General features: G+C 65.5%; 23 protein-coding genes, 1 tRNA gene and 1 other RNA gene. 9 read left to right on the top strand and 16 right to left on the bottom strand.

Features of this window, described 5'->3' with window-relative positions; genetic code table 11:
- Nucleotides 1–1,120, top strand: a 1,120-nt coding sequence (gene sucB, locus E3T55_RS11450) for a 2-oxoglutarate dehydrogenase, E2 component, dihydrolipoamide succinyltransferase (RefSeq protein ID WP_134519694.1), incomplete at its 5' end; no start/stop codon positions are given.
- Between the two features lie 11 nt (nucleotides 1,121–1,131).
- On the opposite strand, the gene E3T55_RS11445 is transcribed toward sucB, so the two are convergent.
- Nucleotides 1,132–2,802: a protein kinase domain-containing protein gene (locus E3T55_RS11445; RefSeq protein WP_134519693.1), complete on the bottom strand. Its 1,671-nt coding sequence runs from the start codon at nucleotides 2,800–2,802 to the stop codon at nucleotides 1,132–1,134.
- Between the two features lie 104 nt (nucleotides 2,803–2,906).
- Between E3T55_RS11445 and lipB the strand changes: the two genes are divergently transcribed.
- From lipB to E3T55_RS11430, 3 genes are all read left to right on the top strand, one after another.
- Nucleotides 2,907–3,608: a lipoyl(octanoyl) transferase LipB gene (gene lipB, locus E3T55_RS11440; RefSeq protein ID WP_134519692.1), complete on the top strand. Its 702-nt coding sequence runs from the start codon at nucleotides 2,907–2,909 to the stop codon at nucleotides 3,606–3,608.
- Nucleotides 3,605–4,594 (top strand): lipoyl synthase, encoded by a 990-nt coding sequence (lipA, locus tag E3T55_RS11435; RefSeq protein ID WP_134519691.1) that lies wholly within the window; start codon nucleotides 3,605–3,607, stop codon nucleotides 4,592–4,594. Before lipB ends, lipA begins: the two co-directional genes overlap by 4 nt.
- A gap of 61 nt (nucleotides 4,595–4,655) precedes the next feature.
- The gene (locus tag E3T55_RS11430) at nucleotides 4,656–5,363 is read left to right on the top strand and encodes a DUF4191 domain-containing protein (protein WP_134519690.1); all 708 of its coding nucleotides are present in this window, start codon (nucleotides 4,656–4,658) and stop codon (nucleotides 5,361–5,363) included.
- Here the strand turns inward: E3T55_RS11430 and E3T55_RS11425 are convergent.
- Nucleotides 5,360–5,713, bottom strand: a complete 354-nt coding sequence (locus tag E3T55_RS11425; protein WP_134519689.1) for an RDD family protein — start codon at nucleotides 5,711–5,713, stop codon at nucleotides 5,360–5,362. The two genes, E3T55_RS11430 and E3T55_RS11425, sit on opposite strands and share 4 nt — an antisense overlap.
- A 258-nt stretch (nucleotides 5,714–5,971) precedes the next feature.
- Here E3T55_RS11425 and glnA (E3T55_RS11420) point away from each other — a divergent pair, with 258 nt between their 5' ends.
- Nucleotides 5,972–7,396: a type I glutamate--ammonia ligase gene (gene glnA, locus E3T55_RS11420; RefSeq protein ID WP_134519688.1), complete on the top strand. Its 1,425-nt coding sequence runs from the start codon at nucleotides 5,972–5,974 to the stop codon at nucleotides 7,394–7,396.
- Between the two features lie 103 nt (nucleotides 7,397–7,499).
- Here glnA (E3T55_RS11420) and E3T55_RS11415 read toward each other — a convergent pair whose 3' ends face one another.
- Together E3T55_RS11415 and glnA (E3T55_RS11410) are read right to left on the bottom strand one after the other, a co-directional pair.
- Nucleotides 7,500–10,493, bottom strand: coding sequence for a bifunctional [glutamine synthetase] adenylyltransferase/[glutamine synthetase]-adenylyl-L-tyrosine phosphorylase (locus tag E3T55_RS11415; protein ID WP_134519687.1), 2,994 nt, complete (start codon nucleotides 10,491–10,493; stop codon nucleotides 7,500–7,502).
- Nucleotides 10,494–10,516: 23 nt separating this feature from the next.
- Nucleotides 10,517–11,854, bottom strand: coding sequence for a type I glutamate--ammonia ligase (glnA, locus tag E3T55_RS11410; RefSeq protein WP_134519686.1), 1,338 nt, complete (start codon nucleotides 11,852–11,854; stop codon nucleotides 10,517–10,519).
- Nucleotides 11,855–11,942: 88 nt separating this feature from the next.
- Between glnA (E3T55_RS11410) and panB the strand changes: the two genes are divergently transcribed.
- The gene (gene panB, locus E3T55_RS11405; RefSeq protein ID WP_134519685.1) at nucleotides 11,943–12,800 is read left to right on the top strand and encodes a 3-methyl-2-oxobutanoate hydroxymethyltransferase; all 858 of its coding nucleotides are present in this window, start codon (nucleotides 11,943–11,945) and stop codon (nucleotides 12,798–12,800) included.
- Between the two features lie 21 nt (nucleotides 12,801–12,821).
- Here panB and E3T55_RS11400 read toward each other — a convergent pair whose 3' ends face one another.
- A complete protein-coding gene (locus E3T55_RS11400; RefSeq protein WP_134519684.1) occupies nucleotides 12,822–13,010 on the bottom strand; it encodes an SPOR domain-containing protein in 189 nt (62 codons plus the stop codon).
- 12 nt (nucleotides 13,011–13,022) lie between these two features.
- Here E3T55_RS11400 and map point away from each other — a divergent pair, with 12 nt between their 5' ends.
- Together map and ppgK are read left to right on the top strand one after the other, a co-directional pair.
- Nucleotides 13,023–13,889 (top strand): type I methionyl aminopeptidase, encoded by an 867-nt coding sequence (gene map, locus E3T55_RS11395; protein ID WP_134519683.1) that lies wholly within the window; start codon nucleotides 13,023–13,025, stop codon nucleotides 13,887–13,889.
- Between the two features lie 62 nt (nucleotides 13,890–13,951).
- Nucleotides 13,952–14,716, top strand: a complete 765-nt coding sequence (gene ppgK / locus E3T55_RS11390) for a polyphosphate--glucose phosphotransferase (protein WP_134519682.1) — start codon at nucleotides 13,952–13,954, stop codon at nucleotides 14,714–14,716.
- Nucleotides 14,717–14,798: 82 nt separating this feature from the next.
- On the opposite strand, the gene rnpB is transcribed toward ppgK, so the two are convergent.
- The 11 genes from rnpB to E3T55_RS11335 form a co-directional block, all read right to left on the bottom strand.
- Nucleotides 14,799–15,191, bottom strand: an RNA gene (gene rnpB / locus E3T55_RS11385) — RNase P RNA component class A.
- Nucleotides 15,192–15,215: 24 nt separating this feature from the next.
- Complete coding sequence (locus tag E3T55_RS11380) at nucleotides 15,216–15,953, bottom strand: zinc ribbon domain-containing protein (RefSeq protein WP_134519681.1); 738 nt, start codon at nucleotides 15,951–15,953, stop codon at nucleotides 15,216–15,218.
- Nucleotides 15,954–16,016: 63 nt separating this feature from the next.
- Entirely contained in the window at nucleotides 16,017–16,835 is an 819-nt protein-coding gene (locus E3T55_RS11375) for a Nif3-like dinuclear metal center hexameric protein (protein WP_134519680.1), read from the bottom strand.
- Nucleotides 16,836–16,898: 63 nt separating this feature from the next.
- Nucleotides 16,899–17,363, bottom strand: coding sequence for a DUF427 domain-containing protein (locus E3T55_RS11370; protein ID WP_134519679.1), 465 nt, complete (start codon nucleotides 17,361–17,363; stop codon nucleotides 16,899–16,901).
- A gap of 53 nt (nucleotides 17,364–17,416) precedes the next feature.
- A complete protein-coding gene (locus E3T55_RS11365) occupies nucleotides 17,417–17,752 on the bottom strand; it encodes a hypothetical protein (protein ID WP_134519678.1) in 336 nt (111 codons plus the stop codon).
- A gap of 157 nt (nucleotides 17,753–17,909) precedes the next feature.
- Nucleotides 17,910–18,623, bottom strand: coding sequence for a GAF and ANTAR domain-containing protein (locus E3T55_RS11360; protein WP_134519677.1), 714 nt, complete (start codon nucleotides 18,621–18,623; stop codon nucleotides 17,910–17,912).
- Nucleotides 18,624–18,648: 25 nt separating this feature from the next.
- Nucleotides 18,649–19,362 (bottom strand): GAF domain-containing protein, encoded by a 714-nt coding sequence (locus E3T55_RS11355; protein WP_134519676.1) that lies wholly within the window; start codon nucleotides 19,360–19,362, stop codon nucleotides 18,649–18,651.
- Between the two features lie 140 nt (nucleotides 19,363–19,502).
- A complete protein-coding gene (locus tag E3T55_RS11350; protein WP_134519675.1) occupies nucleotides 19,503–20,216 on the bottom strand; it encodes a GAF and ANTAR domain-containing protein in 714 nt (237 codons plus the stop codon).
- 72 nt (nucleotides 20,217–20,288) lie between these two features.
- Nucleotides 20,289–20,915, bottom strand: a complete 627-nt coding sequence (locus E3T55_RS11345; RefSeq protein WP_241993014.1) for a GAF and ANTAR domain-containing protein — start codon at nucleotides 20,913–20,915, stop codon at nucleotides 20,289–20,291.
- A 163-nt stretch (nucleotides 20,916–21,078) separates the two neighbouring features.
- Nucleotides 21,079–21,151, bottom strand: a tRNA-Val gene (locus E3T55_RS11340).
- Nucleotides 21,152–21,201: 50 nt separating this feature from the next.
- Nucleotides 21,202–21,687 (bottom strand): peroxiredoxin, encoded by a 486-nt coding sequence (locus tag E3T55_RS11335; protein WP_134519674.1) that lies wholly within the window; start codon nucleotides 21,685–21,687, stop codon nucleotides 21,202–21,204.
- 242 nt (nucleotides 21,688–21,929) lie between these two features.
- Here E3T55_RS11335 and aceE point away from each other — a divergent pair, with 242 nt between their 5' ends.
- Nucleotides 21,930–24,656, top strand: a complete 2,727-nt coding sequence (aceE, locus tag E3T55_RS11330; RefSeq protein ID WP_134519673.1) for a pyruvate dehydrogenase (acetyl-transferring), homodimeric type — start codon at nucleotides 21,930–21,932, stop codon at nucleotides 24,654–24,656.
- Nucleotides 24,657–24,660: the final 4 nt, after the last annotated feature.

Below are 24,660 nucleotides of genomic sequence, written 5' to 3'. Positions count from 1 at the left end.
GGCCCCGGAACCCGTCGCCGCACCCGAGCCCGTTGCAGCACCGGCGCCGGCAGCAGCGCCCGCACCGGTTGCAGCACCGGAGCCCGTTGCAGCGCCGGCACCGGTTGCAGCACCGGAGCCCGTTGCAGCGCCGGCACCGGTTGCAGCACCGGCACCGGTTGCAGCACCGGCACCCGCCGCCGCACCGGCACCCGCCGCCGCACCGGCACCCACGGCGCGTGGATCCCACGCGGGCACGTCGGGTTACGTCACTCCGATCGTGCGCAAGCTTGCCAACGAGGCCGGCGTCGACCTGTCGACGATCAGCGGCACCGGAGTCGGCGGCCGCATTCGTAAGGAAGACATCGTCGCCGCGATTCCTGCCGCGGCCGCAACGCTCGCGGCACCCGTTGTAGAGATCTCCCCGCTGCGTGGAACGACCCAGCCGATGTCACGACTGCGCAAGGTCGTGGCCGAGCGTGCCGTCATCTCGATGCAGTCGTCGGCTCAGCTGACGACCGTCGTCGAGGTGGATGTCACCCGCGTGGCCATGCTGCGCGACCGCGTCAAGGCCGAGTTCGCCGCGAAGACCGGTAACAAGCTGTCGTTCCTTCCGTTCTTTGCCCTCGCGGCGGCGGAAGCACTGCAGTCGAACCCGATCGTCAACGCCACGATTGACGGGGACACCATCGTGTACCCGGCGAGCGAGAACATCAGCATTGCCGTTGACACCGAGCGCGGGCTGCTGACCCCCGTCGTTCGCAACGCCGGGGACCTTGATCTGGCCGGCTTTGCCGCTCAGATTGCCGACCTGGCCGCGCGGACCCGCGAGAACAAGCTCAAGCCCGACGAGTTGTCCGGCGGAACGTTCACGCTGACCAACACCGGTTCGCGTGGCGCACTGTTTGACACGCCCGTTGTTTTTCTGCCGCAGAGCGCAATTCTCGGCACCGGCATCGTCTACAAGAAGCCGCTCGTGGTTACCAACGATGGCCTTGATTCCATCGCGATTCGGTCGAGCGTGTACCTCGCGCTGTCTTACGACCACCGCATCATCGATGGGGCCGACGCCGCGCGGTTCCTGACGACGATGAAGGCCCGGCTCGAAGCCGGCGCGTTCGAAGGCAACCTGGGCCTCTAACCCACGAGTCCTCAATAGTCGAATAGTTCGCGCAGACGCCAACCGGTCTCGCCCCTGATCATCAGGGCCGAGGCCGGTTTGTCTGTATCGAAGACCAGCGCGATCAGGGCCGAGTTGCCCGTGCGCTCGACGAGCTCGACCGTGGCCAGGTGACCGGCTGCGCGTGCCGGTTGCGCCTCGTTCGCTGCAGACAGACCCTGCTGGCTGTGCCGAATACTGTCGACATCGGCTGCCATCAGCGGCCCGTCGGGCTGGTCGGTCACGGCGAGACACGCGAGGGACGCCGTTGCCAGACACTGTGCTCGCAGGGTCAGCAGCACCCGAGCTGCCGCGACCGGATCGTCCGAGGCCAGCGTGGCCGCGTCACTCGGTGCCATTACGGGTGCCATTACGGGTGCCTGCGCGGGTGCCGTGGCCTGCGCCGATGACCCGTCGGGCCGATTCGGCGCAACCGCGGGCAGCAGCACGAACGCGGCAATTGTGGCCGCGGTGGCCAGACTCAGGGCATAGATGACCCGGCTCCAGCGTCGGGCCACGGCTTGCGGCCGGCCGCGGTCGGTGCCCGTGCCGGTGCCGCGCGACCGTCCGTGCACTCGTGGCATGTTCAGCGTCGTCAGCCGCACCGACACATACCGACCCAGCTCGGTGACCGAGCTCAGCAGCTCGGCGGCATCGGCGGGCAGTCCGAGGCGTTGTCCGACGTGCTGTCCGACGTGCTGTCCGAGGCGCAACCGGGTCGCCTGCGATGTGGCGTTCCGAGGATGCGTATCCAGTGCCGTGCTGAGCCGCGGCACGGCAGCGACCACAGCAGCGCCAGCGCCGGCGGTGGTGTTGCGCCCGTAGCTGAGAGCCAGTGCCGGTGCCCAGTCGAAGAGGTGGCGCTCGATCTGCTCCAGACACGCCACGAACACGGCGGCTGAAGCGGCGGACTCACACCGGGCCAGCAGGGCGGCCGACCCGGAGACGCCCGCCTGGCCCGGCCTGTTTTCACCGCCCGCGCCGGCATTTCCGACCAAATCATCGACCACGTCACCGAGCACACCGGCGAGAAGAACCGTCAACCGAGCATAGTCAGCACGCAGCAGCGCGACCCGATCTGCACCAGACGCCGGGACAGTTGCCAGAGACCCCAGACCCAGCAGCACCGGCCGCCCCCGTTCGTCGATAAGGATCGAGGCCTGGCTCAGGCCCCGGTGCACCAGACCGGTTGAGTGCAATTGCCGCAGAGCGACGACGACGGGCGCGAGGATCGTCACCGCTTCGCCGGGGCACAGCGGACCGAACTTCGTCAGATAGTGGGCCAGGGAATCACCGCGGATTCGTTGCAGCACGAGGCACACCCGACCGTCACCGAGGGTTGCCACATCGATCAGGTGGGCGAGTCCCGTGCGCGACTCGGTGAGGGCCGTGATCTCCCGCTCCACGGAGTCGGTATCGATGTGCGCGCGGTAGACCTTGAGCGCAACCTGGCTGCCGTTCGCGCTCGAGTCACCGCGAACCGCGTCGCCGAGGGGCGAATGGCCGAGGTAGATGTCGCTTCGGCGTCCCTCCCCCAAGCGGCGAACGACGCTGTAACCGGCGATACTGGCCGGAATGCTGTCCGGCACCCCGGCCGCGCACGTGCCCTCGGCCGCCGGCGGGGCTACCTCGAATGAGGGGTGGGAGCGATGATAAATTCTCATCTGGTAATGATGGCTGCGCGAGAACCCGTGTCGATGTCCCTGTTGCGATTTTGTGCACAGTTGGCCTCGACGGGCGCCTGTGGAGGAACCCGTAGACTGTTCCCATGCTCGACTTTGTCGTCGCGGGGCTAAGCGCCAACTCCGTGCCGTATGTTGAGGGCCTTGAGCTCCAACGCGCAGTCCATCGTTCCGTCGTCTCGGGAGAGAGACCGGACACACTCATCCTGCTGGAGCATCCCGCGGTGTATACCGCCGGAAAACGCACCCTGCCGGAGGAACGCCCCAGCGACGGTACGGCGGTCATCGACGTCGATCGCGGGGGAAAAATCACCTGGCATGGCCCCGGTCAGCTCGTGGGCTATCCCATTTTTCGGCTACAGGATCCGATCGACGTGGTGCAGTATGTGCGCACGCTCGAAAGACTGCTGATCTCCGTGCTCGCCTCCTGGGATATTGAGGGCGTGCAGGTTGCCGGCCGATCGGGAGTCTGGGTCGGCCAGGCCGGCCTCGAAGAGAAAATTGCCGCCATCGGCATCCGCGTCGCCGAGGGCGTCACGATGCACGGTTTCGCGCTCAACTGCGGCAATTCCCTCGACGCCTACAGCAACATCGTCGCCTGCGGAATTCGCGATGCCGGTGTTACGACGATGTCGCGGGTGCTCGGCCGACAGATCGACACCATCGAACTGATCGAGCCGATTGAGAGCGCCTTTCTGGCGGCCTTTCCCTATTCAGGCCGAACCACACCAGGCCACAACCCATCAGGCCAGTCCACAACCCTCACGACCGAAGGAGTGCCAGCATGAGCGCCGTCCCCGAAGGCCGCAAACTGCTGCGCCTCGAAATTCGCAACGCCGAAACACCGATCGAACGCAAGCCCGCGTGGATCAAGACGGTCGCCAAAATGGGCCCGGAATACCGCAAACTGCAGAATCTGGTCAAGAGCGAGGGGCTGCACACCGTCTGTCAGGAAGCCGGCTGCCCGAACATCTTCGAGTGCTGGGAAGACCGCGAAGCCACGTTCCTGATCGGCGGTTCGCAGTGCACGCGCCGGTGCGATTTCTGCCAGATCGACACGGGTAAGCCCGCGGACTACGACCGCGACGAACCGAGACGCGTCGGCGAATCCGTCGTGGCCATGAACCTGCGCTACGCCACCGTCACCGGCGTCGCCCGCGACGACCTGCCCGACGAGGGATCGTGGCTGTACGCCGAAACAATCCGTCAGATCCACCAGCAGAGCCCCGGCACCGGCGTCGAAATTCTCGTTCCCGACTTTTCCGGCAATCCAGAGCACCTGGCCGAGGTGTTCTCGGCCAGACCAGAGGTCTTCGCGCACAATGTAGAAACGGTTCCGCGCATCTTCAAGCGCGTTCGCCCGGCGTTCCGCTACGACCGCTCACTCGATGTGCTCACCCAGGGTCGCAACGCGGGCATGATCACCAAGTCGAACCTGATCCTGGGCATGGGTGAGGAACGTGCCGAAGTCAGTCAGGCCCTGCAGGACCTGCACGACGCCGGCACCGATATCATCACGATCACCCAGTATCTGCGTCCAAGCGCCCGGCACCTGCCCGTGGCACGCTGGGTGCGGCCAGAGGAGTTCGTGGAACTGAATGCCGAGGCCGAAGAAATCGGTTTTCTCGGCGTTCTGTCCGGTCCGCTCGTGCGCTCGTCCTACCGCGCCGGTCGGCTGTGGGCACAGTCGATGGTGAAGAGCGGGCGCGAGATGCCGGATGAACTCCGTCACCTGGCGGATGCGTCACTCGGCTTTGCGCAGGCAGCGTCCTAGACTCACGTGCACCCGGTGAAATCGGTCACCGGGTATTCGGGTGACTGGGTAGTCTAGTTGCATGGCACGCACCAAGGAGAAAACTCCTAAACCCCCCAAAAAGCCCGGTCGCATGAAGCAAATGTGGCAGGTCTTCCAGATGACCCGGCGCTATGACTCGAACATCGTCTGGATTCTGGTCCTGGCCTTTCTGGTTCCGGTACTGCTGGCCGTCGGGCTCGCGCTTTTGCTCTCACCCGGCAACGTGTTCTCGATCGTGCTCTGGAGCATCTCGGGGGTACTGGCCGGCATCCTGGCCATGCTCATCATTCTGGGTCGTCGGGCCGAGAAGGCCGCGTACTCGCAAATCGAGGGCCAGCCCGGTGCCGTCGGCGCGGTGCTGCGCAGCTCTCTCAAGCGCGGCTGGGTCGGCAGCGAAATGCCCGTCGCGGTCAACGGCAAGACGCAGGACGCGGTCTACCGCGCTATCGGCCGCGGTGGAGTCGTTCTCATCAGCGAGGGACCGCGAACCCGCACGACCCGCATGGTAGAAGAAGAACGCCGCAAGGTCACCCGCGTGCTCGGCACGATCCCGATCACCGTCGTCTCGGTCGGCCCCGATGAAGACGCCGTACCGCTGCACAAGCTCGCCGGCAAGCTGACCCGCATCAAGCCGACGCTGACCAAGGCCGAGGTCCTCGCCGTCAACAATCGGCTGAGTTCACTGGGAACCAAGCTGCCGATCCCCAAGGGCGTCGACCCGATGAAGGCCCGGCCGCAGCGCGGCTAAGACCGAATGAGCACGGTGCCCGCGACCTTGTCGTGAAACCCGCGCTGGTCTGAATCCCAGACCAGCGCGGGCAGGGCGAGCACGAGCAGCGCCGTGCGCACGGCCGGTCGCCACAGGCCGATCCAGCCGCCCTGCAGCGCCACGGTGCGCAACCCGACGAATCGCTGGCCGATGCTGCCGCCGATGGTCGGAATGAACACGATCTGCAGCACGACGAACACGAGCAGGGTCGCGAACTCCTCGTAGTCGAAGAACGCCAGAGACACGCCGACCGCGAGGGCCCAGTCGATGGCGATTCCGCCCAGGCGTCGACCCACCCGCCCCACGGATCCGGGGCCGGATCGGGGCATTCCCAGTCGCTCCCCCGGCCACTGGCTCGGGGGAAGGGAACCAAAGCTGGTAGATTTTGAAGATGAGTCCGGCACGTGTCGAGTCTACCGAGACACCCGCGCTGTAACATGCGGGAAACATTCGCGTCACCGTCGGGAAACGCCATCCCACTAATCTCATTGAAGCCGCAGTGTGTTTTCGCAGTGCGCGACTGAGAAGTTGTCTCACCAATTCTCAGCCAACGAGATCTACGCCCCCGTCGTCTGGAGTAAAACCGCATGTTCCGCGATTCGTCCGAAGTGCTCAAATTCATCAAAGACAATGACGTCAAGTTTCTTGACATCCGTTTCACCGATCTTCCCGGTGTACAGCAGCACTTCAACATCCCGGCCTCGACCGTTGATGAAGAATTCTTCACCGTCGGCCAAATGTTTGATGGTTCCTCGATCCGCGGTTTCGCGTCGATCCACGAATCCGACATGCAGCTCATCCCCGACGTGTCGACCGCGTACCTCGACCCGTTCCGTGCCGAGAAGACGCTCATCATGCTCTTCGACATCTACAACCCGCGCAACGGCGAGATCTACTCCAAGGACCCGCGCCAGGTAGCCAAGAAGGCCGAAAAGTACCTCGCGTCGACCGGCATCGGCGACACCGCCTTCTTCGGCTCCGAAGCCGAGTTCTACATCTTCGACGACGTGCGCTACGAAGTGAACCAGCACACCAGCTTCTACTCCGTCGACTCGAGCGAGGGCGCCTGGAACTCAGGCAAGAAGGAAGAGGGCGGCAACCTCGCCAACAAGACCCCCTTCAAGGGCGGCTACTTCCCGGTCAGCCCCGTCGACCAGCACGTCGACATGCGCGATGACATCTGCCTCAAGCTCATCGACTCCGGCCTTATCCTCGAGCGCAGCCACCACGAGGTCGGCACCGGCGGCCAGGGCGAGATCAACTACAAGTTCGACACCATGGTTCACGCCGCGGACGACCTGCTCAAGTTCAAGTACATCGTCAAGAACACCGCGCACGACTGGGGCAAGACGGCGACCTTCATGCCGAAGCCGCTGTTCGGCGACAACGGGTCGGGAATGCACACGCACCAGTCCCTCTGGGCCGACGGCAAGCCGCTCTTCTATGATGAGGCCGGCTACGGCGGACTGTCCGACGTCGCTCGCTGGTACATCGGCGGACTGCTGAAGCACGCCCCGGCCGTTCTCGCCTTCACCAACCCGACGGTCAACTCGTACCACCGTCTCGTTCCCGGCTTCGAAGCCCCGGTCAACCTGGTCTACTCGGCCGGTAACCGTTCGGCCTCGATCCGCATCCCGATCACGGGCACCAACCCCAAGGCCAAGCGCCTCGAGTTCCGCGCACCCGATGCGTCCGGTAACCCGTACCTCGCCTTCGCCGCGCAGCTCATGGCTGGCCTCGACGGCATCAAGAACCGCATCGAGCCGCACGAGCCCGTCGACAAGGACCTCTACGAGCTTCCGCCCGAGGAAGCCAAGAACATCCCGCAGGTTCCCGCCTCCCTCGAAGAGGCCCTGCAGGCGCTCGAAGCCGACCACGAGTTCTTGCTTGCCGGCAACGTGTTCACGCCCGAACTGATCGAAACCTGGATCTCGTACAAGCGTGAAAACGAGATCAAGCCCCTCGCGCAGCGCCCGCACCCGTTCGAGTTCGAACTCTACTACGGCGTCTAACCACTCGGCATAAACCAGCTCCACAGCTCCACACCCCCGCGAGAGCGGGTGAAACGTCGCTTAGAGTTTCTCTAACCGGCGCTTCACCCGCTCTCGCGGCGTTTTAAGCCGGGCCGTAGAAGAGGCGCTCGAAGACAGCCCGGGAACGGCGCGTGACGGCGAGGTAATCCTCTTCGAGCTCGTTTCCCGAGCCCGGTGGGTATTCCATGACGCGGGCGATGCCCTCGAGCGCGTCACGGTCGGTCGGCAGCACGTTTGACGTGCGGTTGGTCCACAGGGTGATCGCCGAGCGCGCGCGCGACGCGAAGATCCAGGCGGCGCGCAGCGTTGCGGCATCCGCTTCGCTCACCAGACCGGCCGTGACCGACTCGGTCAGTGCAACGAGCGTCGATGTCGTGCGCAGGCTCGGCACCGCGGCCGCGTGCTGCAGTTGCATCAGCTGCACGAACCATTCCACGTCGCTCAGCGAACCCCGTCCGAGCTTCAGGTGGCGATTCGGATCTGCGCCCTGCGGCAGCCGCTCGTTTTCGACCCGCGCCTTGATGCGTTTCACCTCGCGCACTTCCTGCAGGGCGATCGCGGTGGGATACCGCACCGCGTCCGCGAGGTGTTCGAAGTCGGCCAGCAGGGCCGTGTCACCGGCGACACCGCGCCCACGCAACAGGGCCTGGGCCTCCCAGGTGAGCGACCACCGCGCGTAGTAGGCGGCGTACGAGTCAAGCGAGCGCACCACCGGGCCGTTGCTGCCCTCGGGGCGCAAACCGATGTCCAGGTCGAGCGGCAGCCGGTTGTCGTCGGTGAGGCGTTTGAGCTCGCGCACGATGAAGCTCGCGCGATCGTGCGCTTCGGCACCCTCGAGCCGGCCGGGCCGAAAGACGTACATAACGTCGGCATCCGACCCGAACCCCAGCTCGGCTCCCCCGAAACGGCCCATGCCGATGACGGCGAACTCGATCCCATCCGGGGACGTGCCGCGCAGGTCATCCCCGCGAATGGCCGAGACGACGCCCTGAATGAAGGTCGACGTGACGTCGGTCAGCCCGACCGCGAGCTCATCGATCGAGATCTCGCCCAGGATCGACGAGAACGCCAGCCGCAGCATTTCCCGGCGCCGCGCCGTGCGCAGAATGGATGCCGCCGCGTCGGCGCTCTCATGGCGCGCCAGCACCGCACGCGCCTCCGCCTGCAGGGCGATGAGAGGTCGGGGCCGCAGATCGTCTTCGTCCTCCAGCCAGGCGACGGATTCGGGAATCGTTTCGAGAAGTTCGCCGACGAAGCGCGAGCCGGAGAGTACCCGGGTCAACCGCTCAGCGGCGCCGGAGGAGTCCCGCAGCATGCGCAGAAACCAATAGGTCGAGCCGAGGTTGTCGCTCAGCCGTCGAAAGGCCAGCAGGCCGTAATCCGGGTCGGCGCCCTGCGAGAACCACTGCAGCATGACGGGAAGCAGATGGCGTTGGATGGTGGCTCGCCGGGACACCCCGGCGGAGAGCACGGCAATATGAGCGAGGGCGCCCTGGGTATTGCGGAAGCCGATCGCGGCGAGTCGGGCCTCGGCCTGGGCACTCGTGAGGTTGAGTCCCTCCGCCGGAAGCGCGGCCACGGCGGACAGCAGCGGCCGATAGAAGAGTCGCTCGTGCAGGCCGCGCACACGCAGTTTGATATCGGCCCACCGGATCGTGAGGCCCTCGGCGTTCGTCGCGAGGCCCGTGGCCCTGGCCAGAACGCGCAGGCTGTCCTGATCGCGCGGCACCAGGTGCGTGCGTCGCAGGCGCTCCAGCTGCAGGCGGTGCTCCATGAGCCGCAGCATGCGATAGTCGAGGGCGAAGTCGGCCGCCTCGGCTCGTCCGACGTAGCCGGCGTCGGCGAGGGCGGTGAGCGCGGGCAGGGTGCCGGGTTGGCGTACCGAGGGGTCGGTCTGTCCGTGAACCAGCTGCAGCAGCTGCACCGTGAACTCGATGTCCCGCAGGCCACCCGGACCGAGCTTGAGCTGCACGTCGACCTCGTCGTCGGGGATGTTCTGGGTGACACGCTCACGCATCCGCTGCACGGATTCGACGAAGTTCTCGCGGCTCGCGCTGCTCCAGACGAGGGGGGCGACCGCCGCGAGGTAGCGGTCGCCGAGCTCGCGGTCGCCGGCGAGGGGGCGTGCCTTGAGCAGCGCCTGGAATTCCCAGCTCTTCGCCCACCGATCGTAGTACTTGATGTGCGACTCGAGCGAGCGCACGAGGGCGCCGTTTTTTCCCTCGGGGCGCAGGTTCGCATCGACCTCCCACAGCTCGGGCTCGATGTCGGTCTCGTGCAGGCCGCGCATCACGAGAATAGCCAGCCGGGTCGCGATCTCCACCGCACGCGCCGTGTCGAGCTCCGCGTCTCCCTCGGCGACGAAGATCACGTCGACGTCGCTGACATAGTTGAGTTCGCTCGCCCCCGCCTTGCCCATGCCGATGATCGCGAGGCGAGTGGCGCGCACCTCCGGCACCGCAAAGACGCCACGACCGGCGACCGGGCCGGAGGCCAGGCTGCGCGCGACGGCGAGTCCGGCATCGAGGGCCGCCGAAGCGAGATCGGCCAGGGCACAGGCGATGCCGTCTACACCGGCCACCGGATCGGCCTGTTCGAGGTCGTAGGCGGCGATCTCGGCGAGGCGGCGCCGGTAGCGCACCCGCAGCGCCCCCCAGACCTCGGCGTCGGGCACGGTCGCGAATCCATCCGTGGCGCCCACGGAGGCGAGCAGGTCGGCGGTCAGTTGCGGCGCCGTCGGCAATGCCGGGGCCGCGCCGTGCAGCACATCGAGCTCTTCCGGATGACGAAGGAAGAATTCGGTGAGGCCGGTGCTGGCGCCAAGCACGCGCAGCAGCCGCAGGGGTGCGCTCGGAATGCGCAGCAGGGCGCCGACCTCGGATGGCCACTGCCGCAGCAGCACGTGCAACGCCGCGAGGGCGCTGTCGGGATTCGCCGTCTGTGCCAGCAACGGCAACAGGTCCGCTGTCACCGGGCCGCCCAGTGCGGCGACCTCGGACAGGCCGGAACGGGCCTGCCCGAAATCGGCGAAGCCGACCCGGGCGAGGTCCGTCAGAGTGAGCTCGTTGCGCGCCATCGCGTACCGTTCGACGGGAACTCCTAGAGCATCTCGAGGTTCTTGCGCAGCTCAAAGGGGGTGACCTGAGAGCGGTACTCGCGCCATTCCTGGCGCTTGTTCAGCAGCACGAAGTTGAAGACGTGCTCCCCCAGGGTCTCGGCCACGAGCTCGGAATCCGACATCAGCTGGATCGCGTGGTCGAGGCTGGCCGGCAGCTGGGCGTAGCCGAGCGCGCGTCGCTCGGTGTCGCTGAGGCTCCAGACGTTGTCTTCGGCCTCCGGCGGCAACTCGTAGCCCTCTTCGATGCCCTTGAGGCCCGCAGCGAGCATCAGAGAGTAGGCGAGGTACGGGTTGGCGGCCGAGTCGATGGCACGGTACTCGATGCGCGAGCTCTGGCCCTTGTTGGGCTTGTAGAGCGGCACGCGAATCAGGGCGGAGCGGTTGTTGTGGCCCCAGCAGACGAAACTGGGTGCCTCACCGCCGCCCCAGAGCCGCTTGTAGGAGTTCACGAACTGGTTGGTGACGGCCGTGATCTCCGGCGCGTGCTTGAGCAGTCCGGCGATGAAGTGGCGTCCGGTCTTGGACAGCTGGTATTGCGCGCCGGCCTCGTAGAACGCGTTGGTGTCGCCTTCGAAGAGCGAGAGGTGCGTGTGCATGCCGGAACCGGGGTGTTCGGACATCGGCTTGGGCATGAAGGTGGCGTAGACGCCCTGCTCGATGGCGACCTCTTTGACCACGGTGCGGAAGGTCATGATGTTGTCGGCGGTCGTGAGCGCGTCGGCGTACCGCAGGTCGATCTCGTTCTGGCCGGGACCGGCCTCGTGGTGGCTGAACTCCACCGAGATGCCGAGGTCTTCGAGCATGCGCACCGAACGGCGCCGGAAGTCGTGGGCGGTGCCGCCGGGAACGTTGTCGAAGTATCCGGCCGAGTCGACCGGCACCGGGCCGTCTTTACCGAACTTGGAGGACTTGAGCAGGTAGAACTCGATCTCCGGGTGCGTGTAGAAGGTGAAGCCACGGTCGGCGGCCTTCGCGAGCGTGCGCTTGAGCACGTTGCGCGGGTCCGCGACGGCGGGCTGGCCGTCGGGGGTGGTGATGTCGCAGAACATGCGCGCGGTCGGATCGACCTCACCGCGCCACGGCAGGATCTGAAAGGTGGTGGGGTCCGGGTGGGCCAGAACATCCGCTTCGAAGGAACGCGTGAGCCCCTCAATCGCCGAGCCGTCGAATCCGAGCCCCTCATTGAAGGCTCCCTCGACCTCGGCCGGTGCGATGGCCACCGATTTGAGTGTTCCCACGACGTCGGTGAACCACAGTCGAACGAACTTGATTCCCCGCTCTTCGATGGTACGGAGAACGAAATCGCGCTGCTTGTCCATTCAGGCCCCTTCAGGTTCTCTCCTAGGCTACCGTTTCGGCTCGCCCCCGACGCGCCCCCGGGCCGGGCGCCCTGACTACACTTGAGGCATGCCAGAGCTGACAGGGCCCGTTTCCGAGCAAAAGACCTACGGTGAGGTGCCGCCCGGGCCTAAACGGGTGCGTACCCGCCACTTTCACAACGCCAAGGCGCAGGGTATTCCGATTACCGGCCTGACGAGCTATGACATGCTCACGGCCCAGATTTTCGACCAGGCCGGCATCGACTTTCTGCTGGTCGGCGATTCCGCCGGCAATAACGTCTTCGGTTACGAGACGACCCTGCCGGTCACCATCGATGAGCTCATTCCCCTCACCCGCGCCGTCGCTCGCGCGGTCACCCGCGCGCTCGTGGTCGCCGACATGCCGTTCGGCTCCTACGAGAGCGGACCGGATCAGGCCCTGTCGACGGCGGTGCGCTTCATGAAAGAGGCCCAGGCGCACGCGGTCAAGCTCGAGGGTGGTGTGCGCAGCCACAAGCAGATCAAACGTATCGTCGGCGCCGGCATCCCGGTGATGGGCCACATCGGCTTCACCCCACAGAGCGAGCACGGGCTCGGCGGCCATATGATTCAGGGGCGTGGCGAGGCGGCCGAGCAGTTGCTCGCCGACGCCCTCGCGGTGCAGGAGGCCGGAGCCTTCGCTGTCGTGCTCGAAATGGTGCCCGCCACCGTCGCGGCCGAGGTGACGAAGGCGCTGTCGATCCCGACGATCGGGGTCGGGGCCGGTCCATCCGTTGACGGCCAGCTTCTGGTCTGGACCGACTTCGCCGGTATGACCGAGGGTCGAGTGCCGCGCTTCGTTCGCCAGTACGCCGACCTGCGCGGGGTATTGACGGATGCCGTGCAGCGCTTTCGCGCCGACGTCAACTCCGGCAGCTACCCGGCCCCGGAACACAACTACGAGTAGGTTCCGGCCGACCCAACGCGGCTACTGATTGTCGCGCGCGTCGTCTTCCGACCACTTCGCGCTGTTCGCGCGCAGCTTCTCGAGGGCGTGCGTCGCCTCGACATGGGTGGCAAAGGGGCCCACCCGATCGATCGACGCCGATTGGAAGCCCTGTTCGACTTCGCCCGTGCGCATGTTGTACCAGAACTGGTGTTCAGTGTCGGCGGCCATAAGCTTGATCCTATGCCTAAGGATTCCATCGGTCACCTGCTCCCTGGAACGGTCTCCGCGACCCGTTTCGTTCCCGCGCACATTCCCCGCCCCGAGTACGTGGGGAGGAAGGCTCCGGCGCCCTTCACCGGTTCGGATGTCTACAGCCCGGCGCGCATCGAGCAGATTCGCGCCTCCGGCCAGATTGCCGCACGGGCGATCGAGGCCGTCGGCCAGGCCATCCGCCCGGGCATCACGACCGAAGAGCTCGACCAGATCGGGCACGACTATATGGTCGCGCACGACGCCTATCCCTCGACGCTCGGCTACCGCGGCTATCCGAAGTCGCTCTGCAGCTCGGTCAACGAGGTCATCTGCCACGGCATCCCCGACACCACCGTGCTCGATGAGGGCGACATCGTCAACATCGATATCACCGCCTTCAAGAACGGTGTGCACGGGGACACCAACGTCACGTTCATCGTCGGCGAGGCCAGCGAAGCCGTCACCCTGCTGGTCGAACGTACCAAGGAGGCCATGATGCGCGGCATCAAGGCCGTCGCTCCCGGACGGCAGGTGAACGTCATCGGACGAGCCATCGAGTCCTACGCCAAACGTTTCAATTACGGTGTCGTGCGGGACTATACGGGACACGGTGTCGGCGAAGCCTTCCACTCCGGGCTGATCATTCCGCACTACGACTCCGCACCGCGCTACGACACCGTCATGGAGGTCGGCATGGTCTTCACGATCGAGCCGATGCTCACCCTCGGCGGCCAGGAGTCCGACATCTGGGCGGACGACTGGACGGTCACGACCAAGGACAAGAGCGTGACGGCCCAGTTCGAGCACACGCTCGTGGTCACGGAACGCGGTGCCGAGATTCTGACACTGCCCTAGCCGGAGACAGCGTTTGGGGTCAGGGCCTGTAGCCGGCGCCCGTAGCCGGTAGGTTTTAACCCATGAGTTCAACGACGGCTATAGGAATCGACATCGGCGGCACCGGCATCAAGGGGGCGGTTGTCGATCTGGCCACCGGGGCTCTGCTGTCCGATCGGGTTAAACTTCCCACTCCCAAGGGCGGGCGGCCGCAGGACATCATCGAGGTCACTCGTGGCCTCCTGAAGACGGTGTCCGCGGGCGTCTCCGACCTGCCGGTGGGCGTGTGCTTTCCGGCCGTGGTCAAGAACGGTCGCACCATGTCCGCCGCGAACGTATCGGACAAGTGGATCGGCCTCGCGGCCGAGGAACTCTTCGAAAAAGCCCTCGGGCAGAACATTCACTTCGTGAACGACGCGGATGCCGCGGGTTACGCGGAGGCACAGTTCGGGGCAGCGAAGGGGGTCGGTGGTGTTGTCCTCCTCACCACCCTCGGCACCGGCATCGGCACGGCGCTGCTCAATGACGGCGTGCTCGTTGCCAATACCGAGCTCGGTCACCTGGAGATCGACGGCAAAGACTACGAGACCAAGGCCGCCTTCTCGGCGAAGGAGAAGGAGAACCTGAGCTGGGAGAAGTGGGCCACACGCCTGCAGAAGTACTATGGCACGCTCGAGCGCCTCTTCACTCCGGACCTGTTCATCGTCGGCGGTGGCGTCTCGAAGTACCACCAGGAATTTCTGCCGTTGCTCACGCTCAACACCCCGATCATCCCGGCCGTGCACCGCAACAACGCCGGAATCCTTGGCGCAGCGGCCCTCGCCGTGAAGTTCGAACCGGCCGCCTAGCCGTCACGCCACCGCACCCGGCACCACCGCACCCGGCACAACCAAGAAAGCCCCCGACGCGAACGTCGGGGGCTTTCTGTGTGGACTGGGCCGGCTATTACGCCGGGTTCTGTTCGGGTGCACAAGGCACCGTTGACGGCCATCTATCTCGGGACTACGTTGCCGCAGCCCTCTAGCGGCCTACCCGAAAGCTCGGCGAGCCGCCTTAGCGCTTTCTGTCTGACCTTGCTCCGGACGAGGTTTACCTAGCCGACCAGGTCACCCTGGCCTCTGGTGGTCTCTTACACCACCGTTTCACCCTTACCCCTGGCCGGGCCCGAAGGCTCTGCCGGTGGCGGTCTACTTTCTGTGGCACTGTCTCGCGGGTTGCCCCGGGTGGGTGTTACCCACCATCCTGCTCTGTGGAGCCCGGACGTTCCTCGGCATCCGCTCGGTCCGAAAACCCAACGGATGACGCGACCGTCTTGTCGACCCAATCCAAGGGTCCAGCCTACAGGCTCTAGATGCCCGATTCCTCCGTGCGCACGAGGATCGCGCCGCAGTCGGGGCAGAAGACGACCTCGTCGACGGGCGCCTGACGCACGTCGGCCAGGTCACTGCCGGTGAGCGTCATGGTGCAGCCGCTGCAGGTGCGGGCCCGCAGCAGAGCGGCTGCGTTGCCGTGGCCGGTAATGCGGCGCTTCTCATAGAGGGCCGACAGCTCGGGCGGGATACTCGCCGCAACGGTTTCCCGGTCCCTGACGAGTTCCCCGAGCTGGCGATGCACGTCGACGAGCTTGTCGTTACGCAGGCCTTCCGTCTCGGTGATCTGAGCGAGAAGCGCGTCGCGCTCGGTTTCGACCGTGGCGACGGATGCGTCGTGCTCCTCGAGCCGTTCCATCACGGCGATCTCGATCTCTTCGAGGTCAAGCAGACGCTTGCGCAGCGCCGTGAGTTCGAGCTCAAACGCCTGCACATCCTTCACCGACGAGGTGGCCTGCGCCCGCTCGGTGTCGCGCTGAATGCGCTTTTCGACGACCTCAACGTCGGACTCGATACGTCGAAGCTCCGTGCGCACGTCGTCACGTTCGCCGCTGCGCGCGGCGAGCGTCATCTTGGTGGCGTCGAGGCTCGTTCCGAGTGTCTTGAGAACGGCGATCTCGGGAAGCGCGGTGGTCTGGTGGGTGAGCTGGACAACCTTGATGTCCGCAGCCTGGAGCCGCAGAAGCTCCTTCTGCTCGAGGGGAGATGCCTTCACGATGTCCTGACTGTACGAATGTGGAATTGGGAGAGAGATGGGGAGAGGCTTCGAGAGTGCAGGTTACTGCATGACGACGAAGTCCCACGGGTCGGTGCGGATCTCGCTGACGGTGACGGTGACGCCGGGGAGTGCCGCGCGCAGCTGCGCGGCCGCGGTGTCGAGCCAGAGCCACTCGCTCGCCCAGTGCGAGACATCGATCAGGGCCGGGCCGGTGGACAGGCCGGCCTGTTCGCGGGCCTCTGACGCCGGGTGGTGGCGCAGGTCCGAGGTGATGTAGACATCCGCCGAGGTCACCAGGGGGTGGCGCAGCAGGGAATCCCCCGCTCCCCCGCACAGCGCGACGGTCGAGATGGGGTCGCCGTAATCACCCGACACCCGCACGCCCGAGGCCGTTGCCGGCAGCAGAGCGGCCAGCCGCCGGGCGAGTGCGCCGAGGGTCGTCGGCTCGGCCAGTCGCCCGACGCGTCCGATGCCGGTTGCCGGCACGTCGCCCTGCTCGATGGGCCGGGCATTCTCGAGGCCCAGGCGGGTGGCGAAAATGTCGGAGACACCGTCGACGACGACGTCGGCGTTGGTGTGGGCGGCCAGCAGCGCGCAGCGGGCACGGATGAGTCGGGCGAGCAGGGCGCCCTTGTAGGTGTCTTCCGCCACGGTGACCACGCCGCGAAGCAACAACGGATGGTGCACGAACAGCAGGTCGGCGTCGAGATCGATCGCCTCGTCAACGGTCAGCGAGACGGCGTCGACGGCCAGATGAATCGAGGTGATCGGGTCGGTTCCCCGGCCGGTCACGAGCCCCGGAGCGTCCCACGCGGAGGCGCCGGACAGTGGCCACAGGTCATGGATGACCCGGGTGACGTCGTTCAGGGAAAAAGACACCGTCCCAGACTACCCGTGCCACCCATGCTGCTCTGCTTCCACCCCTGCCCTACCGGCCCAGCACTACCAGCCCAGCGTGCCGGCGGCACCCTTGAACGGGCCGACGATGTTGCGGGTGATCCACCCGCCGTAGAAGTCGCCGTCTTGTTTGGTGACGACCTCGCCGTTGACCGTGCACTCCTCCATCAGGCCCGGGTACAGGGCAACGTGGTTTCGCAGCGCCTCGTAGCCGGCCGTGGGGTCGGGGTACAGCCAGGCCGCTGCATCAGCCCGGCGCCCGTCGAGCACGACGTCGAGGTAGGCCGCGACGCCCTTGAACTCACACACGGTGCGTCGCCGGGTCGGCTGGAGCGCGCCGGGAAGGAAGGCCGTCAGCGGAAGGTAATAGCCCGGCGGGTGGCTCGTCTCCAGCACCCGAAAGGATGTCGTGGTGTCGACGAGAACCTGACCGTTAAAGCGCACGACCACCCGGTCGAAGCACTCCTCGACGCGCGGCGGCCGCGGATAATCCCAGACCGATTGCTGCATGTGCCTCCAGAACGCTGCGTTGAGAGCTGAACCGGGTCAGTAATCGAACCTGATCAGTAGTCGAAGTCGTCGAACTGAGCGGATGCCGATTCCTCGCGTGTCCAGGAGGCCGGAATCATGGCGCCGGTCTGTGCCTTGCGGCGCAGGAAATCCGTTGTCTCGGGCTCAACGAGCTCGGGAGCGAATGACTCGGAGGTTACGCTGACCAGCTGGCTGGCGGAACCAATCAGAAATTGGGCTCGGAGAAATTCTCCGGAGTCACCAACGACAGGAATGTCGACGACATCGACCTGTCGGCGATTGCTGAGTGCCTCTGCGTACAGAAGAACGGCATCCGCCAACTCACTGCCGGTGACGACCGAACCGCCTGGGTGAAATATACGTTTCATGGTCTCCCTCGGAAGGGTCTCCCCTCGAAGCTCACATCTACTGGTGCGCTACCAGGGTCCGGGGTGGCACCGGCCAGTCTACGCCGCGACTCGGGATCGTGCGACGTATTCGCTCGAGATTCATCGGCAGAATTCGCCGGGTGCATATGTGTGCTTGCTAGATTTTGAGGGTGCGATTCACAATCTGTTCCGCTACCTCGGCCAGCGCGAGCCCGTTACTGCGGGCATAGTCGCGAATCAGGCTGAAGGCGTCACCCATGTGCACGTCGTTCATGTACGCGACGACGCCTTTTGCCTGCTCGATCAGGACGCGGCTGTTGAGCGCGTGCTGTAGCTGCTGGCGTACGACGTCGCTCTCACGGATCGCACGCTCCTGCAAAATGCCGATCGTCGCGACATCCGCCAGTGCTTGAACGGCGAGGGTGTCGACCTCGCTCAGACCCCCGCTGCGGTCCCAAAACAGGTTGAGCGACCCGATCGTGGTGTCCCGCAGACGCAGCGGAACCGCGTGCATCGACGAGAAGCCCTGTTCGAGGGCGCCGCTCTGAAAACGCGGCCAGGTATCGCCGAGCAGGGCAATATCCGGAATCGATACGGAGTGACCGGTCGTGAAGCTTTCCACGCAGGGGCCGCTTCCGGCTCGCAATTGCAGGATCTCGACGAGGCGGCTGCGTTCGTTGGTCGACGCGACGACCTCCAGCTCGCCGTCACCGGCCGAGAGAATGATGCCCGCGGCGGACGCGTCCAGGAGCGCAGCGCACTTCTCCACGAGCGTGTGGAGAAGGTCAACTATGTCGTAGTCCGCGACGAGCGTGTCAGCGAGGGTCACGAAAGTCTCGACGAGTTGACCTTCCCGAGTTTTGGTCACCATATCTGCAATCCTACGGCGCGGTCGCTTAGGACTCGTCCAGCGCCGAAAAATCGAGGCGCCGCGCCACGACATCGGCCGCGACCGCTCGCACGGATCGGCCGCTCGCGAAGGCGTGGCCGTGAATGATCAGGAGCGCATCACCGGCGGTGGAATTCAGCTGCGCCAGCACCATGCCGGTCGCCTGGTGCACGGCTCGGCGCGAGAGTTCCCCGTCCTCGTCGGGTTGCGCCTCGTGCGCCGAACCGCTGAGGGCGCGTCGCAGCACGTGACGGGCAGCGATTCCGGCCAAGACCTGGGCGTCGACGACCTGGCCGGGATCGAGCAGGCCCGCAACCCGGGAGTGCAGATCGACCGCGCCCACGGTGAGCGAACCGACCATGAGGGGAAAGGCATACACGGCAGCGATCTCGAGTGACGCACTGTGCTCGCGCAGGGTTGGCCAGCGCGATTCGGTGGCAGCGTCCGCGGGCCCACGGATGTCTCCCACGAGCATCGGGCGCCGCGTCTCGGCCGCAGACCAGAGGGGGCCTTCGCCGAGATCGAGCTGGATCTCGTCGAAGCGCGCCGCCGTCGCATCCGTCGCGCACAGCGTTTCCCGCGCAAACGGAGGACCAAGCGTTGAAATGGCGGCGCCATCGACGGGCAGGGTCGTGAGGAACGGTTGGCAGAGACTGGTTCCGCTGGCGGAGGAACGAAGCAGCACGTTGACGGCCGTTTCGAAGGCAAAACGATCAGACACAGTCGCCCCCCAACTTGGTCCGCCCGGGAGCAAGTGCACGTTCGTGACGGCCGAAAACCCCGGTGCGGGTACGAATAGCGTAGCGGGCATGGCCGAGACGTGCGCTCAGGCAAACACCCCGTGTGGCTTGCGACGTGGCGTCAGAGGGTGACCTTGCGGTTGATCACGCTTCGAGCCGTGTCGTGCATGGCCTCGCTGTTCGAGCGGGCATAGGCCCGCAGGCGACGGAACGCCTCGTCCATGTCCACGTTGCTGCGCTGCGCGATCACGCCCTTTGCCTGTTCGATGAGGATGCGGCTGTTGAGGGCGCGCTGGAGCTGCTCGTTGACCATCGTGTTCTCACGAAACGTACGTTCCTGCAGAATGCTGATGGTCGCGACATCGGCCAGTGCCTGACCGATCGAGGCGTCTTCGGCGTTCATTTCGCCCTTGTCGGTGCGGAAGAGATTGAGTGCACCGATTGTGCGGGGGCGCACCCGCATCGGGATCGCGTGAACAGATTGGAAACCCTGAGACAGCGCGGCAGCCTGAAAGTCCGGGTACCGGTCGCCCTCGGCCCTGATGTCAGCGAGCGTGACGACCTTGCCGGTTTTATAGGAGTCGACGCAGGGGCCGACCCCGGCCTGGCTCTGCAGAACCTCAACCAGCTGGCTCGCCTCACTCGTCGAGGCCAGAACCTGCAGATTTCCGCTCGGATCGGCCAGCAACAGGCCGGCGGCGGTCGCATCGAGCAGTTCCACCGACTGCTCAACGAGTGTGTGCAACAGGTCAAGCACGTCGAACTGGCCCACCAACGCATCGGTGAGCTTAACGAAAGCCTCGCTGACGCGTGAGGCCCGAGACAGGATGACCACGACACCAGTGTACGGCGAATACTGATGAACGCTCAATAAATCTGCCTGCGAAGTGCTGCGCGCGTTCGCGTCTCAGGCCGCAAAGACCAGCCGCCGCTCCACGACGTCACCGGCAACGTCGCGTAATGATTTGTCGTGCGAAAAGGCGTGGGCGCGCATCACCAGAAGTGCCTCGGTCGCGTTCGAACCCAGTTGTACGAGCACCATCCCGGTGGCCTGATGAATTTCTCGCCGCGACAGCGGCGCGTTGTCACGTGGTTCGGTGGTGCGGGCAGCCTCCTGCATGCTGAGCAGATGGTCCAGCAGAGTCCAGGCGGTCTCGGAGGCGAGGGCCTGTGCGATCGCATTGTCCCTGGCGCTCAGCGGCCCCGGCCTCAGGCTGTAGAGCTCGACGACTCCCACGTCGAGGGCCGCCACCGACAACGGATAGACGAAGAGGGCGGCGACTTCGGTCTGCTTGAGCGCGGCACCGAACATGGGCCAGTTCTGGTGTGTGGAGTGCTGAACGTGGGTCTCGTGCACCGGGAGTCGGGATGACGCCGAATCCCACCGGGGCCCCTCGCCCAGATCGAACTGCATCTCGTCGAGCCGCGCCGCCATCACGTCACTGGCGCAGATCGACGTCTCAGGCACCATCCCGCCGAAAACGGACACTGCGGCGCCCGTGATCGGAAGCGCCGAGACGAAGCGGGCACACAACCGCGAATCATCGGGTCGCATGACGCTGTCACTCTCGGCGAAGTCCGAGGATGCCATGAGTGATCGGCCTCCTGCCCTCGCGCTGGCGTGATATGAACCACTTTACGACGAGAGCTTGGGTGAAGCCAGAAAATTGACACCAGAACGTGACGCAAGAAAACCGTGGGCCCTACCGGGCTCGAACCGATGACATCCACGGTGTAAACGTGGCGCTCTACCAACTGAGCTAAAGGCCCCCGCCGGTAGACGAACTACGCGGGGTGAATCTTTACTATAGCCGCACTCGTCACGCCGGCAGCACCGGAAGTGCCGGCTGCAGCATGTCGAGCGCCGCCTGATAGTCGCTGATCGATCGTGCTTCGCCCGGCGCCGTGATGAAACTCGCCCGGATGATGCCATCACGATCGATCACGAATGTGGCCCGGTTGGCAAAGCCCTTGTCTTCGAGAAACACGCCGTACTCCTTCGCGACCCCGCCGTGGGGCCAGAAGTCGGCGAGCAGGCTGAAGCCGTACTGCTCCTGTTCGCCAAACGCGCGCAGCGCATGGCGGGAATCGACGGATATCCCGAGCAGCTCCACTCCGCTGTCGGCGAACAGGGCGATGTTGTCCCGCAGAGCACACAGTTCGCCGCTGCAGATTCCCGAGAACGCGAGGGGAAAAAACACCAGGGCGACGGCCTTCTCGCCGCGGAACTGGCTGAGTTGGATCCGTTCTCCGAACTGGTTGAGAAGCTCAAAATCGGGTGCTTGGGTATCGTTTTCCAAAGCCATGGTGCACGTCCTCCCCGACCGCCATTGGCGCGGCTGAGCCGGTGCCACAGCTTAACCCGCGCGCGGCGTCGCGCGCGAACGGAGTACGGAATCGGTAGGCTGGCGTGGTGCCTACGGTCCTCACCGACCCGCCATCTGCTGGCACGACACTTAGGCACGACCTGCCCAACCGCGACCTCCTGCCAGCACCCGCCGGCCAGCGACTCGCCGGGCGGAAACCTGCCCCGAGAGAGAGGTCGACTGTGACCGTCAACGACCAGGATCCATACTCCGTGACAAAGTCGGATGCCGACCCGGCCGAGACCGCAGAGTGGAATGAGTCCCTCGACTCCCTCGTGGCCAGCCACGGCCACCAGCGCGCCCGCGAGATCATGCTGAGCCTTCTGAAGCGTTCCAAAGAGCTTCACCTCGGCGTGCCGATGGTGCCCACCACGGACTACATCAACACCATTGCTCCAGAGAACGAGCCCGCTTTTCCCGGCGATGAAGACATCGAGCGTCGCTACCGCGCCTGGATTCGCTGGAACGCTGCCGTTCTGGTGCACCGCGCCCAGCGCCCCGGCATCGCGGTGGGCGGGCACATCTCGACCTACGCTTCATCCGCTGCCCTCTACGAGGTGGGCTTCAACCACTTCTTCCGCGGTCAGGACCACCCGGGCGGCGGCGACCAGATCTTCATTCAGGGCCATGCCTCCCCCGGCACCTACGCCAGAGCCTTTCTCGAGGGCCGCCTGACCGAGAACCAGCTTGACGGGTTCCGCCAGGAAAAGTCCCACGCCGGCGGCGGTGTCTCGTCCTACCCGCACCCGCGCCTGATGCCGGAATTCTGGCAGTTCCCCACGGTCTCGATGGGCCTCGGTCCGATCAACGCGATCTATCAGGCGCAGCTCAACCGCTACCTGACCAACCGCGGCATCAAGGACGCGAGCGACCAGCAGGTCTGGGCGTTCCTCGGTGACGGCGAAATGGACGAGGTCGAAAGTCGTGGCCAGCTGCAGGTCGCCGCCAACGAGGGCCTCGACAACCTCAACTTCGTGATCAACTGCAACCTGCAGCGCCTCGACGGCCCCGTTCGCGGCAACGGCAAGATCATTCAGGAGCTCGAGAGCTTCTTCCGCGGCGCCGGCTGGAATGTCATCAAGGTGGTCTGGGGCCGCGAGTGGGACGACCTGCTGAAGCGCGACACCGACGGCGCCCTGCTGAATCTGATGAACGTCACCCCCGACGGCGACTACCAGACCTACAAGGCCGAGAGCGGCGCCTACGTGCGGGAGAACTTCTTCGGCCGCGACCCGCGTGCGCTCGAACTCATCGAGGGCTACAGCGACGACGACGTCTGGAACCTCAAGCGCGGCGGCCATGACTACCGCAAGGTGTACGCCGCCTTCAAAGCCGCGTCGGAGCACACCGGACAGCCGACCGTCATCCTCGCGAAGACCGTCAAGGGCTATGGGCTCGGCCCGAGCTTCGAGGGTCGCAACGCGACCCACCAGATGAAGAAGATGACGCTCGACAACCTCAAGACCTTCCGGGACAGCATGCACGTGCCGATCACGGACGCCCAGCTCGAAGAGAACCCGTACCTGCCGCCGTACTACACGCCCGGCGACAAGGACGAAGCGATCGAGTACATGCACGAACGCCGCCGCGCCCTCGGCGGTTATTTGCCCGAGCGTCGCACGAAGCACACGGCCCTCAACCTGCCGGGCGACTCGACCTACGCGATCACCAAGAAGGGCTCCGGCACCCAGGAGATCGCCACCACGATGGCCTTCGTGCGCCTGCTCAAGGAGCTCGTGCGTGCCAAGGACTTCGGCAATCGAATCGTGCCGATCATTCCCGACGAGGCCCGCACCTTTGGAATCGATGCGTTCTTCCCGAACGCGAAGATCTACAACCCCAACGGCCAGCACTACACCTCGGTCGACCACGCGCAGCTGCTCGCCTACAAGGAGAGCGCGCAGGGACAGATTCTGCACGTCGGCATCAACGAGGCCGGTGCCGCGGCGGCCTTCACCAACGTGGGCACCGCGTACGCCACCCAGGGTGAACCGCTCATCCCGGTGTACGTCTTCTACTCCATGTTCGGTTTTCAGCGCACCGGGGATGCCCTCTGGGCCGCCGGCGACCAGATGGCCCGTGGGTTCATGATTGGCGCTACCGCCGGCCGCACCACCCTGACGGGTGAGGGCCTGCAGCACGCCGACGGCCACTCTCCGCTGCTCGCCTCCACCAACCCGGCGGTCGTCTCGTACGACCCCGCCTACGGCTACGAGATCGGCCACATCGTGCGTGCGGGCCTCGACCGCATGTACGGCGGCGAGCACTCCGACCCGAACGTCATGTACTACATCACCGTCTACAACGAGCCGCAGGTTCAGCCCGTCGAACCGTTCGACGTCGACGTCGACGGCATTCTGCGCGGCCTGCACCGGGTGAGTGAATCGACGGTGGCCGGTCCGAAGGCCCAGCTGCTGGCATCCGGTGTCTCGGTGCCCTGGGCACTGGAGGCCCAGAAGCTTCTCGCCGACGACTGGGGCGTCTCGGCCGATGTCTGGTCGGTCACGAGCTGGGCCGAACTGCGCCGTGACGGCCTGGCCGCCGAGGAATACAACTTTCTGAATCCCGACGCCGCCCCGAAGACCCCGTACGTCACGAGCAAGCTCGCGGGCGCCGACGGACCCTACGTGGCCGTGACCGACTTCATGCACGCGGTGCCTGACCAGATTCGACAGTTCGTCCCCGGTGACTTCGCCACCCTCGGCGCCGACGGCTTCGGCTTCTCGGACACCCGCCCGGCGGCTCGCCGGTTCTTCAAGATCGATGGCCCCTCGATGGTCGTACGCACCCTTGAGCTGCTCGCCCGCCGCGGCGAGATCGACCCCGGATTCGCCGGCCAGGCCATCGAGCGCTACCGTCTTCACGACGTGAGCGCCGGAACCACGGGATCGGCCGGGGGCGAGAGCTAAAACA

It is taken from the genome of Cryobacterium frigoriphilum (assembly GCF_004403305.1).
GTDB classification, from domain to species: Bacteria; Actinomycetota; Actinomycetes; order Actinomycetales; family Microbacteriaceae; genus Cryobacterium; species Cryobacterium frigoriphilum.
This window is presented reverse-complemented; position numbering and strand designations above follow the sequence as displayed.